Annotated in this window: 12 protein-coding genes; 10 read left to right on the top strand and 2 right to left on the bottom strand. The window is 42.6% G+C overall.

Going from position 1 to position 13,236, the window contains the following annotated elements; all coding sequences use genetic code 11:
- The 7 genes from pstA to LZD48_RS10450 all read left to right on the top strand — a co-directional run bounded on the left by pstA (position 1) and on the right by LZD48_RS10450 (position 7,696).
- Complete coding sequence (pstA, locus tag LZD48_RS10480) at positions 1-885, top strand: phosphate ABC transporter permease PstA (protein WP_235762697.1); 885 nt, start codon at positions 1-3, stop codon at positions 883-885.
- Positions 886-969: 84 nt separating this feature from the next.
- A complete protein-coding gene (gene pstB, locus LZD48_RS10475; RefSeq protein WP_255770992.1) occupies positions 970-1,791 on the top strand; it encodes a phosphate ABC transporter ATP-binding protein PstB in 822 nt (273 codons plus the stop codon).
- A 268-nt stretch (positions 1,792-2,059) separates the two neighbouring features.
- A complete protein-coding gene (locus tag LZD48_RS10470; RefSeq protein WP_235762696.1) occupies positions 2,060-2,431 on the top strand; it encodes a CidA/LrgA family protein in 372 nt (123 codons plus the stop codon).
- Positions 2,424-3,113: an LrgB family protein gene (locus tag LZD48_RS10465; RefSeq protein ID WP_235762695.1), complete on the top strand. Its 690-nt coding sequence runs from the start codon at positions 2,424-2,426 to the stop codon at positions 3,111-3,113. Before LZD48_RS10470 ends, LZD48_RS10465 begins: the two co-directional genes overlap by 8 nt.
- A 415-nt stretch (positions 3,114-3,528) precedes the next feature.
- Entirely contained in the window at positions 3,529-6,156 is a 2,628-nt protein-coding gene (locus LZD48_RS10460) for a cation-translocating P-type ATPase (protein ID WP_235762694.1), read from the top strand.
- 96 nt (positions 6,157-6,252) lie between these two features.
- Positions 6,253-6,582: a DUF378 domain-containing protein gene (locus LZD48_RS10455; RefSeq protein ID WP_235762693.1), complete on the top strand. Its 330-nt coding sequence runs from the start codon at positions 6,253-6,255 to the stop codon at positions 6,580-6,582.
- 133 nt (positions 6,583-6,715) lie between these two features.
- Entirely contained in the window at positions 6,716-7,696 is a 981-nt protein-coding gene (locus LZD48_RS10450) for a ring-cleaving dioxygenase (protein ID WP_235762692.1), read from the top strand.
- Between the two features lie 152 nt (positions 7,697-7,848).
- Here LZD48_RS10450 and LZD48_RS10445 read toward each other — a convergent pair whose 3' ends face one another.
- Both LZD48_RS10445 and LZD48_RS10440 read right to left on the bottom strand, forming a co-directional pair.
- Complete coding sequence (locus LZD48_RS10445) at positions 7,849-8,496, bottom strand: SDR family oxidoreductase (protein ID WP_235762691.1); 648 nt, start codon at positions 8,494-8,496, stop codon at positions 7,849-7,851.
- 356 nt (positions 8,497-8,852) lie between these two features.
- A complete protein-coding gene (locus LZD48_RS10440; protein WP_235762690.1) occupies positions 8,853-9,914 on the bottom strand; it encodes an NAD(P)/FAD-dependent oxidoreductase in 1,062 nt (353 codons plus the stop codon).
- Positions 9,915-10,255: 341 nt separating this feature from the next.
- Here LZD48_RS10440 and LZD48_RS10435 point away from each other — a divergent pair, with 341 nt between their 5' ends.
- The 3 genes from LZD48_RS10435 to scpC all read left to right on the top strand — a co-directional run bounded on the left by LZD48_RS10435 (position 10,256) and on the right by scpC (position 13,075).
- On the top strand, positions 10,256-10,735 hold the full coding sequence (locus LZD48_RS10435) for a PaaI family thioesterase (protein ID WP_235762689.1): 480 nt from the start codon (positions 10,256-10,258) through the stop codon (positions 10,733-10,735).
- Positions 10,736-10,772: 37 nt separating this feature from the next.
- On the top strand, positions 10,773-11,417 hold the full coding sequence (locus tag LZD48_RS10430; protein WP_235762688.1) for a LytTR family DNA-binding domain-containing protein: 645 nt from the start codon (positions 10,773-10,775) through the stop codon (positions 11,415-11,417).
- A 137-nt stretch (positions 11,418-11,554) separates the two neighbouring features.
- The gene (gene scpC, locus LZD48_RS10425) at positions 11,555-13,075 is read left to right on the top strand and encodes a succinyl-CoA:acetate CoA-transferase ScpC (protein WP_235762687.1); all 1,521 of its coding nucleotides are present in this window, start codon (positions 11,555-11,557) and stop codon (positions 13,073-13,075) included.
- Positions 13,076-13,236 lie beyond the last annotated feature (161 nt).

Below are 13,236 nucleotides of genomic sequence, written 5' to 3'. Positions count from 1 at the left end.
ATGAAATATGTTGATGAAGCAGTTGTAGAAAAACGGATGAAAGCACGTATACGCAATAATTCCATACTGAAATTCATCTTTTTACTATCTACTTTATTTGGCTTGGTAGTCTTGGCAGTATTGCTTATACGTGTATTTTCCCAAGGTATTGCTTGGCTGGATTGGGATTTTATTACGGGTAGACTATCTACAGACCCAGATCGTGCAGGAATTTTGGGAGCGATTCTTGGAACCTCATGGCTCATGCTCGTCGTCATTCCAGTTACTTTATTCATAGGGGTAGGGACCGCTATCTATCTTGAACTTTATGCGAAACCTGGCCGTTTTCAAAACTTTATCGCAACGAATATATCGAACTTAGCTGGTGTACCATCGATTGTTTATGGTCTACTCGGGTTAACTATTTTCGTCCGGGCACTTGAGTTTGGCAATGTCGTGTTGGCAGGCGGTTTAACCTTATCACTCTTAGTATTGCCGATTGTTATTGTAGCAGCTCAGGAAGCGATTCGCGCCGTTCCGCAGTTTTTAAGTGAAGCAAGCTATGGGATGGGGGCAACGAAATGGCAAACTGTAAAGAAAATTATCTTGCCTGCAGCTTTACCAGGTATTCTGACTGGTTCAATTTTAGCATTGTCACGGGCAATCGGAGAGACAGCACCACTTACCGTAATTGGGATTCCGGCATTACTGATTCCGTTCCCGGGCAGCTTCTTCGATACATTCACAGCACTCCCGATGCAGATTTATTACTGGACACTTGATGCATCCTTAGTATCTGAATATGCTTATCTTGCAGCTGCAACGATTATTGTTCTGCTCGTGCTGTTATTCTTACTCAATTCCGTAGCTATTTTCATTCGGAATAAATTCCAACAACGTTATTAGGGCTTGTTCGAGAAGTCTGGTAAAAGGACATTTATTAATAGGATACGGATCGATTCAAGTTATGTTTTTTAAGGAGAGAAAATAATGAGCCAGAAAATAAAGGTAAAATTAAATGATCAGGCCATCAAAAGTTCTGATCAACAGGAAGACAAGCGTGCCGTATTTGAAACAAACCAGTTGAATTTATGGTACACAGACACGCATGCATTAAAAGATATTAATCTATCCATTAAAGAAAAAGAAGTAACTGCCGTTATCGGGCCCTCCGGTTGCGGGAAGTCGACATATATTAAGACACTCAATCGCATGGTTGAACTCGTTCCAGGCGTTCGCACAACCGGTGAAATCAAGTATAAAAACAGAAATATTTTAGATCGGAATTTCCGTGTAGAAGATTTAAGGACCCAGGTAGGCATGGTTTTCCAGAAACCAAATCCTTTCCCCAAATCGATATATGAAAACATTGCGTACGGGCCGAAAATCCATGGAATCAAAAACAAGAAAATCTTAGATGAAATAGTTGAGAAAAGCCTTCGCGGGGCATACATCTGGGATGAGGTGAAAGACCGCTTGAATGAGAATGCGTACGGGCTTTCTGGCGGGCAGCAACAGCGTCTTTGTATTGCCCGTTGTCTAGCGGTTGAACCTGGCGTCATTCTGATGGATGAGCCGACGTCAGCACTCGACCCGAAATCAACCCTTCGAATTGAGGAGCTTGTTCAAGAGCTTCGTGAGGATTACTCCATCGTTATTGTCACACATAACATGCAGCAAGCCGCGAGAATCTCTGACAGGACTGCTTTCTTCTTGAATGGAGAAGTCGTTGAGTTTGATGAAACAGATAAAATCTTTACCAATCCAAAAGATAGCCGTACGGAAGATTATATTTCCGGCCGTTTCGGCTAAACATGAATAAAACGAGACCAGCTGCGTTGTTGCTGGTCTCGTTTTATCACGCATTAACGGTCTGTAATCTCCTCACCTCTAAACATAGTGAAACGAAACATGTGAAGGTGAGGGTTAAACAGTCCGTAAGTTCCTGATTCTCTTCAACTAACATTCAGTCGGGGGAAGGACTTCCCGACTGAATGAAGTTTCACTTTATTAATAAACCTTTAAACTTCTGCTATACTTGGGGTAGATTTTGTTTTGTTGAAGGCAGGTGCTTTTTAGGTTGACTGGTGTATTGCGTATTATTACTCATATTTTCTTCTTATATGCATTACTCCTGATCGGGAATGTTCTTCAGGAGATTTTTCACTTATTCATACCAGGCAGTGTCATTGGTATGATCCTTTTATTTCTACTGTTAAAACTGGGCATCATGAAATTGAAGTGGTTGGAGGAGGGGACCTCACTTTTATTAAGACATCTCACGTTATTCTTTATTCCGGTGACAATTGGATTTATGGAATATCTTGAATTGTTTAAAGGAAGAGGATTATTACTTCTTATTATTACAGTAATCAGTACAGCGCTTGTTATGGGGGTAGGCGGAGCTGTTAGTGAACAGCTGGCTCGCAGAAAGGAAACGCAGAATGAATGAAATCATGATTGGTATCATTGCAATTGTTGCAACCGTCGCTATCTATCTCTTAATTCTTCCAATTCATAAAAAAATTCAATCGCCGTTTACACAGCCAATCGTCGCTGTATCAGCTATAATAATTCTGTTTTTATTTCTGCTTGATATCCCTTACGAAACATATATGATTGGCGGTCAGTGGATTGAATTTCTGATGGGTCCAGCAGTTGTAGCGCTCGCATTGCCGCTTTATAAGCATTATGACATGTTGAAGGAATATGTGAAGCCAATTCTTGTAGGAGTCACGATAGGTGCCTTTGTAGGGGTGACTACGGGTCTTTTCATGGCTAAGGCGCTCGGCTTTGACCGGGAAGTGATTCTCGCAATTGTACCTAAATCGGTTACGACTCCAGTAGCTATCTCTATTGGTGAAACATTGGGAGGATCGCTGTCGTTGACTGCAGTATTCGTTGTCATTGCTGGGGTTTCCGGATCGATTATTAGCCCGCTTATATTTAAACTTTTTAAATTACAGGGTCCGCTAGGAAGAGGAATTGGTATGGGAAGTGCTTCGCATGCCATCGGTACAGCAGCGAGTATGGACAGAAATGCGCTGGAAGGGTCGGTAAGTTCCATCGCAATGATCATCAGCGCAATCATCGTCTCTTTCTTTGCACCGTTATTCGTCTTGTTATTTTTGTAATTTAATATTAGCGAATGAATTTCATAATTACCAAAGTCGGCTTTCCCATCACCATATGTAGTTGGGAACGAACCAACTCAACTACATATGGTGATGGTGATGCATTAAATACGTATTATGAAATTCATTAAGCAGCATGAGGCAACTGGGTGTATCTTTGTAAAATTTAAGAAAATCCGCAGATTACATTCATTCAGCGTAGGTTTTTGTTTGTTCCATAGGAGGGCTCTCTAATTGCCGGGCAACTGAACTGGTTGGAATAATTACTCTGAATGGAAGTTATTCCGTTATAACGGGCATTTGAGGTGGGAGTTTTACGGATGTTTGCACCGAGTTGAAAAAGAATAGAATCCTCGAAATGTGGTATTTATTATAGTAGACCATTTATCCATTCCAGGAGAAAGGAACATACGCCATGGCATATTACCAGCAAGACATAATAGAAGTACTGGAAGAACTCGATTCAGTAAGAGAAGGTTTAAAGCAAAGCGATGTAGAGAAACGGTTAGAGAAGTTTGGTTATAACGAATTAGCAGACAAGGAAAAAGTTCCGACATGGAAATTATTTCTTGAAAGCTTCAAAGATCCAATGGTCATCGTCCTGCTTGCTGCAGCAGGAATCCAAATTTTACTCGGAGAAATTGCGGAGTCTCTCATTATTTTCCTCGTGCTCATTATCAATTCTGTGATTAGTGTGATTCAGACAAAAAAAGCAGAAAGCTCGCTCGATGCATTACGGGATATGTCCGCTCCTGAAGCTAAAGTGATGCGGGATGGGGCGAATAGGCTGATCCCAGCCCGTGAGCTCGTCCCAGGGGATATTGTGCTGCTTGAAGCAGGGGATTATATTCCTGCTGACGGAAGAATTATCTCAAGTGAATCACTTAAAATAAATGAAGGCATGCTTACCGGAGAGTCGGAAGCGGTGGAGAAAAATACGGAAACGATACCGGAAGAAGCTCCGCTCGGTGATCGATTTAATGCTGTTTATAGTAGTTCCCTCGTCGTCAATGGCCGTGGTATGTTTATCGTGACAGGTACGGCTGAACAGACGGAAATTGGTAAAATTGCCGACTTGATTGCGACCGCTGAGGCAAAACAGACCCCGCTCCAGCAAAAGTTAGAAGTATTTTCAAAGAAACTTGGTCTTGGTATTTTAATTCTTTGTATTTTAATCTTTGCCGTACAAGCGCTACGAATTTGGTTGGGTGATTCAGAGGTAGCTACCGGAACGGCACTGCTCAATGCGTTGATGTTCTCTGTTGCGATTGCCGTTGCAGCAATCCCTGAGGCTTTATCATCAATAGTGACAATCGTCTTATCTGTCGGTACGAATAAGATGGCAAAGCAGCATGCGATTATTCGTAAGCTTCCTGCCGTTGAAACGCTTGGCAGCGCGAGCGTTATTTGTACGGATAAAACTGGAACATTAACCCAGAATAAAATGACGGTCACCGATTACTTCGTGTTAGACAAGGAAGAGAAGACCGCTGGAAAAGCAAAGCAGATGCTGCACTATGTTGCTGCCCTCTGTAATGATGCAGGATTGAATCAAGATGGAAAAGAAATTGGCGACCCGACGGAAACAGCGCTTATCCATTTCGTCAATGACAATGACAAAGGATATGAGGCGATTCGGGAGGAATTCCCGCGTCTTGGAGAACTGCCATTTGATTCGGATCGGAAGCTCATGTCAACCATCCATTCTATTCAAGGTGAAAACCTCTTGCTTACAAAGGGTGGCCCGGATATTATGCTGAATCGGGCAAGCTATGTGTTACAAGCGGGAGAAGAAGTTCCGGCAACTGAAGAATTGCTTTCTAAGTTCACTGAAATGAATGAGGAGTTTTCCAACCAAGCCCTACGCGTACTTGCCTATGGTTATAAAAAACTTCCTGAAGGTATGGTGAAGGTAACGGCAGAAGATGAAGATGACTTTGTGCTTGTCGGAATTACCGCGATGATTGATCCGCCTCGGGAAGAGGTTTATGACTCAATTCGCCAGGCGACAAACGCAGGGATTCGCACGGTAATGATCACGGGAGACCATAAAACGACGGCTCAAGCGATTGCAAAAGATATCGGAATAGCACGTATTGGGGATATTGCACTTACGGGGCAGGAATTGGATGCTTGGAGTGACGCGGAACTTGATGAAAAGTTAGATAAGATATCCGTCTATGCCCGGGTTTCACCGGAAAACAAAATTCGGATTGTGAAAGCTTGGCAGCGGAAGGGCAAGATTTCCGCGATGACGGGAGACGGTGTGAACGATGCACCGGCTTTGAAACAGGCAGATATTGGAGTTGCCATGGGGAGCGGCACAGATGTTGCGAAAGACTCCGCTGCCATGATTTTAACCGATGATAATTTCGTCTCCATCGTCCGTGCTGTCGGTGTTGGCCGTACCGTGTACGATAATATAAAAAAAGCAATCAGTTATTTATTTGCGGGGAACTTAGGAGCGATCATTGCCATTCTTTACGCGGTTATTTTTAACTTGCCGAATCCGTTCACTGCCTTGCAGCTTTTATTTATCAACTTGGTAAATGATTCGCTGCCGGCAATTGCTCTTGGGATGGAAAAGTCGGAACCGAACATTATGGACCGGAAGCCGAGAAAGCTTGACGAAGGCATCTTTGAAGGCGGGACATTACGAGCTGTCATTACGAGAGGGATTCTGATTGCAGTTGTTGTCATCATTGCCTTTTATATCGGGCTCCGTTATTCCACAGAAATGGGTGTAGCGATGGCATTTTCAACGCTCATTCTTTCCCGGACGTTACAAACCTTTGCGACCCGGTCGAATACGCAGACAGCGATTGGTGCAGGGTTCTTTCAAAATAAATATGTACTTGGCGCAGTTGTAATAGGCTTTCTTTTATATGGGATGACAACCTTGCCATTTGCAAGAGGTATTTTCAACATCCCGCCGGATTTCGGTTTCGGGGAATTTGCGATTAGTTTAGGACTTTCCCTTACCGCACTGATTGCAATGGAGCTTGCGAAAATCATTCAAACACGCCTCGTGAAGACAGAATAAGCGGGCAGAAAGGAAATTTCCTTTCTGTCTTTTTTATGCATAATTTTTAAGTTTTTTGTAAAGCTATGATTGTAACAATCTTAGGAGGTGTAAACAATGCATACGTTGCGAAAAATTGCATTGGCACTTGTAATTATTGGGGCGATTAACTGGGGACTTATTGCTTTATTCCAATTTGACCTGGTTGCAAGTATCTTTGGCGGACAGAACGCTGGGCTTTCCAGGCTGATTTATGGACTCGTCGGATTAAGCGGATTAATTTGTCTGAGTTTCTTCTTTGACCCAGAGACAGACGGTGACGTAAATCGTGGTGTTCAAGCGACGAACCAAACGACATTTGGAACAGAATTCGCCGATGATTTTGAACCGGAATATCGCAGAGAACAAGCCGACGAAGTTCCGCCACGCGGCCGAGATGATGTGTGACTGTAAAATAACCCTCTTCATTTAGAAGGGGGTTATTTTATTGTTGACAATGCAACGTATTCCTGTTAACATTTACATATAATGAATTACAAATACTTTAATTAATATAACCTTAATTTATGGAGGGTGACGAATGAATCATTTAAAAGGTATTCACCATGTAACTGCAATTACGAGCAGTGCTGAGAAGAATTATGAATTTTTCACGTATGTATTAGGAATGCGCCTTGTGAAGAAAACAGTAAACCAGGACGATATTCAGACCTATCATTTATTTTTCGCCGATGATGAAGGAAACGCTGGAACAGACATGACGTTCTTTGACTTCCCGGGTATTCCAAAGGGAATGCACGGAACCGATGAGATTTATAAAACATCTTTCCGTGTGCCAAGTGACGCAGCCCTTGATTACTGGGTAAAACGCTTTGATCGCTTGGAAGTGAAACATACTGGAATCAAAGAACAATTCGGCAAGAAGACAATTTCATTTGTCGACTTCGATGATCAGAACTACCAACTTATTTCAGATGAAAACAATCAGGGAATCGCATCTGGAATTCCATGGCAAAATGGCCCGGTCCCGTTAGAATATGCGATTACTGGTCTCGGACCAATCTTCGTTCGGATAAGACAGTTCGATTATTTTAAAGAAATGCTGGAAAAAGTCTTGCTCTTTAAAGAAATTGCAGAGGAAGATGGTGCACATTTATTTGAAGTTGGTGAAGGCGGTAATGGTGCCCAAGTTATTGTAGAGAAAAATATCGTACTCCCGCCACACCGACAAGGTTTCGGTACGGTTCACCATGTAGCCTTCCGGGTCGAGGATCGCTCTGTTCTTGATGAGTGGACAGAACGGATGCATCGTTTCGGTTTCCAAACGTCCGGCTTTGTTGACCGCTTCTTCTTCGGTTCTTTATATGCACGTGTGGCACCGCAGATTCTTTTTGAATTTGCAACAGATGGACCAGGATTCATGGGGGATGAACCATATGAAACCCTTGGTGAAAAATTATCTCTGCCACCATTCTTGGAACCGAAACGGGAAGAAATTGAAAACATGGTCCGTCCGATTGATACGGTAAGAAGTACAAAGGCAATTGAAAAGGAATATTAAGAATAAAACCTCGTTCCGTAATGGAACGAGGCTTTGTTTTTTACTTGATATGCTTACTGGAAATCTCAATGCCAGTTTTTTAAACCGGATATGCTTTGGAGGTTTATTCCGGTGTAATCGTCCGTAAAACCCCCACTGATTGAAGTTTCACTTTATACATTTTTTATCGCATCTTCAACGGGCTCTTCACCTGCAACAAGGTCGAAGGATTGATTTTCTGTATTTTTATTCTTCAAGCTTGCAATCACTGCTTTTGCAACATCTTCTCTAGCAATTGCGCCATATTCCTGCAGATTTCCAGCTTGAACTTTACCAGTGCCAGCTTTATTTTCAAGCTTGCCTGGTCGGATAATCGTATGCTTCAATTTACTCTCCAAGAGGAAATGGTCTGCATAATGTTTTGCAGCCATATAGTGCTTGATTGGACTTTCCGCCCAAAACTCTCGATTTTGTGCTTGGAATGCGCTAATCATAATAAAGCGATCTACACCAGCCTGTTCTGCTGCTTCGATTGCTTTAATTGCACCATCAAGGTCAACGAGAATTGTTTTATCTGCTCCTGTATGGCCACCAGATCCGGCAGTAAAGATAACCGTCTCTACACCGTTCATTACATGCTGTAAATCTGCAACAGAACCTTCCAAGTCTGCGAGTACAGCATTGGTGCCGTCTGCTTTCAATTCTTCCAATTGTTCATTTTTACGTACCATTGCAGTTAAAGAGATATCAGCTTCATCCTTTGCAAACTGGATGATATGTTTTCCGATTTGACCATTTGCGCCAATTAACAGTACTTTCATGAATCCTTCCCCTTTCTTATTTCTTGCTTTGTTTCATTTTTGCAAAAGGATGAAACAAATTCAAGCAATTTAATGAATTTCATAATACGTATTTAATGCATCACCATCACCATATGTAGTTGAGTTGGTTCGCTCCCAACTACATATGGTGATGGGAAAGCCGACTTTGGTAATGGTGAAATTTATTCAATTGATTTCGAGGATTAGAAAAACCAAAAAAATGCGGCAATCAAACTGACGGTAAGCTTGAAAATAAAGCGCATCATCTCACTCCTGAAAGTATGTCTTACCCTTAGTATAGCGTGAGATTATTAAGTTAATATCAAGTCTGTTTAAGAAATCATTAACAATAACAATTAGTGTCGTTTATTCAACCAGAGTACTCCAGACTTCGCCAAACGCGGGAGGAGTCCTGTCATTGGCATCGTCATCATGTTACCGAAACCATCGGACTTTCCGAGTGACCCGAGTGTACCTCTTAACTTGATTGGGCGTGGTTTCCTTGGATTCTTACCGCGTAATAGGGCAAACAAGATTTCAGCAAGCTGTTCTCCCTGTACTCCAGCAAGCTGAGCGCTCGGTGAAAGCTCGGAAGACGCACAGTCACCGAGTACGAAAATATTTTGCTGCTCTGGTACTTGATAGTAATCATTAATGATAACTTTCTCATGAACATCTTTGTCAAATGGAAGTTCCCGGACCAGATAAACCGGTCTTACTCCGGCAGTCCAAATGGTGACATCGTTCAAGTAGCAGACGCCATTATTACACACACCATCTTTTTCTACATATTCAACATTGGAGTGGTGGATGACATCGACATCATTGGCAATGAACCATCGTTCCACATGACTTTGAATTTTTTCATCAAATGCTTTTAAAACAGTCGGTCCGCGGTCGAGGAGACGAATGTTTAAATCTGGCCGGCTTTCCCGGATCTCAGAAGCAACTTCAATCCCACTCAAGCCTGCTCCGACAATCGTTACCCTTCCGTAAGCACTTAAGTTACCAACGGCTACACCCGTATGTCTTGCCTTTGTAAAGGTTTGGACACTTTCCGTATATTCCGTAGCTCCTTTGACACCGTGGAAGTTGTCTTCACAGCCTAGTCCAATCACTAGGTAATCAAAGGGAAGTGTATCTTCCGGGTCCTGGAAAATAATTTGGTTATTCTCAGTATCAATTTTTGTAACTTCTTTAAAAATATATTGAACCCGCTTGTCCTCCGGGAATTCTACACGTACTTCTGAATCTGCTACCGTCCCGGCTGCAATCGTATAAAACTCGGTTTTTAAGGAACGGAATGGATTCCGATCAATTAATGTAATCTCTATATCTTCTGGAAGATGATTTTCTAGCAATCCGGAGAGCACTTTGATTCCGCCATAACCTCCGCCTAATATTACTAGCCTCTTCATGAAATAACCCCCTCAAGTTTGTTCGCATCACTCTTTATCCCACCTTATAGATTACCAAAGTTAGGAGAATTCCGCTACTAACGGCCTCGAAACCTTAAACCAGATGAAAGGGCATCCAAACAGATATATGATATACTAAAGGTAGTTTTTAATGTGTTAACGGTTTACCCCGGTGTAACCGTCCGTAAAACTCCCACTTCAAAACTTTAGGGTCTTCGAGAAAGTTTAGGTGGGAAGAAACGTGAGCTGACACTTAAGGTTCGTTCAACTAACAAGCAGTGGGGGATGAAGAAAAACCTCCACTGACTGAAGCTTCACTTTATTATACAGGGGGAGAAAAGATGACGCAGGAAAAAATCGCTATCCAGGATGAATATGCAGAGGAATTTGCTTGGTGTTATGGATGTGGCAGATTAAATGAAGCAGGACATCATTTTCGAACGTTTTGGCAAGGGGAAAAAACGAGGACGGATTATCGACCGAAAGACGAGCATAAAGCGGTACCAGGTTTTGTTTATGGTGGTGTGCTTGCTTCGCTTGTCGATTGTCATGGAACAGGCTCAGCGGCTTTAGCTTTGCACCGCAAAAATGGTCACGAACCGGGGGACGGGGCAGAACCTCCAAGATTTGTGACAGCATCACTCCATCTCGATTTTTTAAAGCCGACCACACAGGACGTGCCATTGACGGTGATTGGTACGGTGGAAGAGATCCATCCGAAGAAATGGAAAGTTCGTGCCGAAGTATTTGCCAGTGAGGAATGTGTTGTTAAAGGAGAAGTTGTTGCGGTTGTTATGCCGGAAAGTTTTCTGAAAGCATAATGTAGTTAAAAGCTTTGAATGAATGTTGAGGTGGAACATGAAGATGTTGAACTTAGACTCCCTATTGGATGTCATGGGAGAGCTTTTTTCCGATGAAGTATCCATTGCAGTCTCGAATACGACAGAATATATTTATTACCGCAGGAGCAAAAGAATAGATTTAAAGATAAATCCAGGGGACCCAATTAAAGAAGGAACGATTGCCTATCAAGCTATTCAAACGAAACAAAAATCATCCGAGTTCATCGATCGTTCCGTGTTTGGTGTACCTTATCACGGGATGGCAGTGCCTTACTTTGAAGATAGAGAAGTCGCTGGCTGTGTGATGGCGATTTACCCGGCATTCACGGACGGGAAGTCTGTCGTAACGGTTCGGACGGAAGATGGCTGGAAACCAATCCCTTTTCAGGAAGTGAAATTTTTAGAAGCGAAAGACAGGAAGACCCATGTCATTGCAGAACATGATTATGGTACACATAAGAATACGCTGCAAGAGTTTGAATACGTATTGCCGCGGGATACATTTGTACGCTGTCATCGTTCCTTCATCGTAAATGTGCATCAAATTGAAGAGATTTTCCCTGATACACATTCGACATTATTACTATCGATGGTTGGCGGGGAAAAAATCCCGGTAAGTCAATCTTATTCTAGTTATTTCCGAAAATTGTTAGGATTCTAATGCAAAAAATTCATGTTTTGTTCACAATTAGACTTGTCTTAAACAAATAAATATGAAATCTATCCAGCTAATCCATTTTTCCCCCAACTCTCTTGTAAAATAATTATTAAGAGAACGTTAGAGATGGGGGAATTTTCATGCGGGAAAAATTAAAGCGCATACATCTTGCTGAACTTCATGATCGCGTTACTTCTGCAGATGTTGCAGCATCATGGATAGAAGATGGCATGACACTAGGCTTGAGCGGTTTTACGCGGGCAGGCGATGCGAAAGCAGTACCAAGAGCCTTAGTGGGGAGAGCGAATGATGGCGAGGACATAAAAGTAAATGTATATACAGGCGCCTCCCTCGGATCGGATATTGATAAGATGCTGGCAGAAGCAGGAGTCGTGAACAAGCGTGTTCCATTCCAAGCGGACCCAGCAATGCGCAAAACAATTAATTCAGGGGATCATTTGTTTGCGGATCAACACTTATCCCATACGGCTGAACTGCTTCGTTCGGGAGTTATTGGAATCGATTATGCCATTGTTGAAGGGGTAGCGATTACAGAAGATGGATTACTGATTCCAAGTACATCCGTTGGGAACAATCTGGCCTTTGTCGAAGCGGCGGAACATTTGATTATTGAAATCAATACAGCACAACCGGAAAGTCTGGAAGGGGTCCATGACTTGTATAGTCCTGGGAAGCAAGGGGAAAGACAGCCGATTCCATTAACAAAAGTGGACGATCGTCTCGGTGAAATTGGAATTCCGTTAGATATAGATAAAATTAAAGGGATTGTTTTCACCGAGCAGATGGACTCTCCATCGACTATTTTACCACCGGATGATGAAACACAGCAAATTGCGGATCACTTGCTTGGTTTCTTACGGGATGAAATGAAAGAAGGGCGCTTAACAGAAAAGCTCATGCCGCTACAATCTGGCATTGGTACGGTTGCGAATGCAGTGCTGCATGGCATGCTTGACTCTGAATTTGAAAATCTTGAAGTCTATTCGGAAGTATTACAGGATGCTGTGTTTGACTTAATTGATGCGGGGAAAGTCAATTTTGCATCCGCATGCTCCATGACTCTGTCTGAAGAGAAGATGAAAGATGTCTTCGGTGACTTTGAAAAGTACCGGGAAAAGCTCGTTATCCGGCCGCAGGAAATCTCCAACCAGCCGGAACTCATCCGTCGTCTTGGTCTGATTTCTATTAATACAGCACTCGAGTTAGATATTTATGGAAACGTTAACTCCACACATGTGACCGGAACGAAGATGATGAATGGTATTGGTGGATCGGGCGATTTTGCACGTAATGCTAGACTGGCTATTTTCGTTACGAAGTCCATCGCAAAGAATGGCGACATCTCGAGCATCGTGCCATTTGTGTCACATGTCGACCATACTGAACATGATGTAGATGTTATTGTGACAGAGCAAGGATATGTAGACTTGCGCGGCTTGGCACCGAGAGAACGGGTTCCGTTAATTATTGAAAACTGTGCCCACCCGATGTACCGGGAACAGCTTTGGGCCTATTATCAGGAAGCACTTGGACGCGGGGGGCAGACACCGCATGTCCTTGAGAAAGCATTTTCCTGGCATACAAACTTTATACAAAACGGAACAATGAAAGAACGTGTCACGGAAAAAGTAAAAAGTTGAATGAATTTCATAATTACCAAAGTCGGCTTTTGCGTCACCATATGTAGTCGGGAACGAACCAACTCAACTACATATGGTGATGGTGAAGCATTAAATACGTATTATGAAATTCATTAAGTTAAGTTTCAAACAAAATAGGGGTAAATATATAACAAAGGCGG

Origin of the sequence: Oceanobacillus alkalisoli, from assembly GCF_021556485.1 — a bacterium.
Lineage (GTDB): Bacteria > Bacillota > Bacilli > Bacillales > Amphibacillaceae > Oceanobacillus > Oceanobacillus alkalisoli.
This window is presented reverse-complemented; position numbering and strand designations above follow the sequence as displayed.

Excerpts from the sequence above, each read along its gene's own strand:
- pstA (WP_235762697.1), top strand. The coding sequence starts at position 1 with ATGAAATATGTTGATGAAGCAGTTGTAGAAAAACGGATGAAAGCACGT.
- pstB (WP_255770992.1), top strand. The coding sequence starts at position 970 with ATGAGCCAGAAAATAAAGGTAAAATTAAATGATCAGGCCATCAAAAGT.
- LZD48_RS10465 (WP_235762695.1), top strand. The coding sequence starts at position 2,424 with ATGAATGAAATCATGATTGGTATCATTGCAATTGTTGCAACCGTCGCT.
- LZD48_RS10460 (WP_235762694.1), top strand. The coding sequence starts at position 3,529 with ATGGCATATTACCAGCAAGACATAATAGAAGTACTGGAAGAACTCGAT.
- LZD48_RS10455 (WP_235762693.1), top strand. The coding sequence starts at position 6,253 with ATGCATACGTTGCGAAAAATTGCATTGGCACTTGTAATTATTGGGGCG.
- LZD48_RS10450 (WP_235762692.1), top strand. The coding sequence starts at position 6,716 with ATGAATCATTTAAAAGGTATTCACCATGTAACTGCAATTACGAGCAGT.
- LZD48_RS10445 (WP_235762691.1), bottom strand. The coding sequence starts at position 8,496 with ATGAAAGTACTGTTAATTGGCGCAAATGGTCAAATCGGAAAACATATC.
- LZD48_RS10440 (WP_235762690.1), bottom strand. The coding sequence starts at position 9,914 with ATGAAGAGGCTAGTAATATTAGGCGGAGGTTATGGCGGAATCAAAGTG.
- LZD48_RS10435 (WP_235762689.1), top strand. The coding sequence starts at position 10,256 with ATGACGCAGGAAAAAATCGCTATCCAGGATGAATATGCAGAGGAATTT.
- LZD48_RS10430 (WP_235762688.1), top strand. The coding sequence starts at position 10,773 with ATGAAGATGTTGAACTTAGACTCCCTATTGGATGTCATGGGAGAGCTT.
- scpC (WP_235762687.1), top strand. The coding sequence starts at position 11,555 with ATGCGGGAAAAATTAAAGCGCATACATCTTGCTGAACTTCATGATCGC.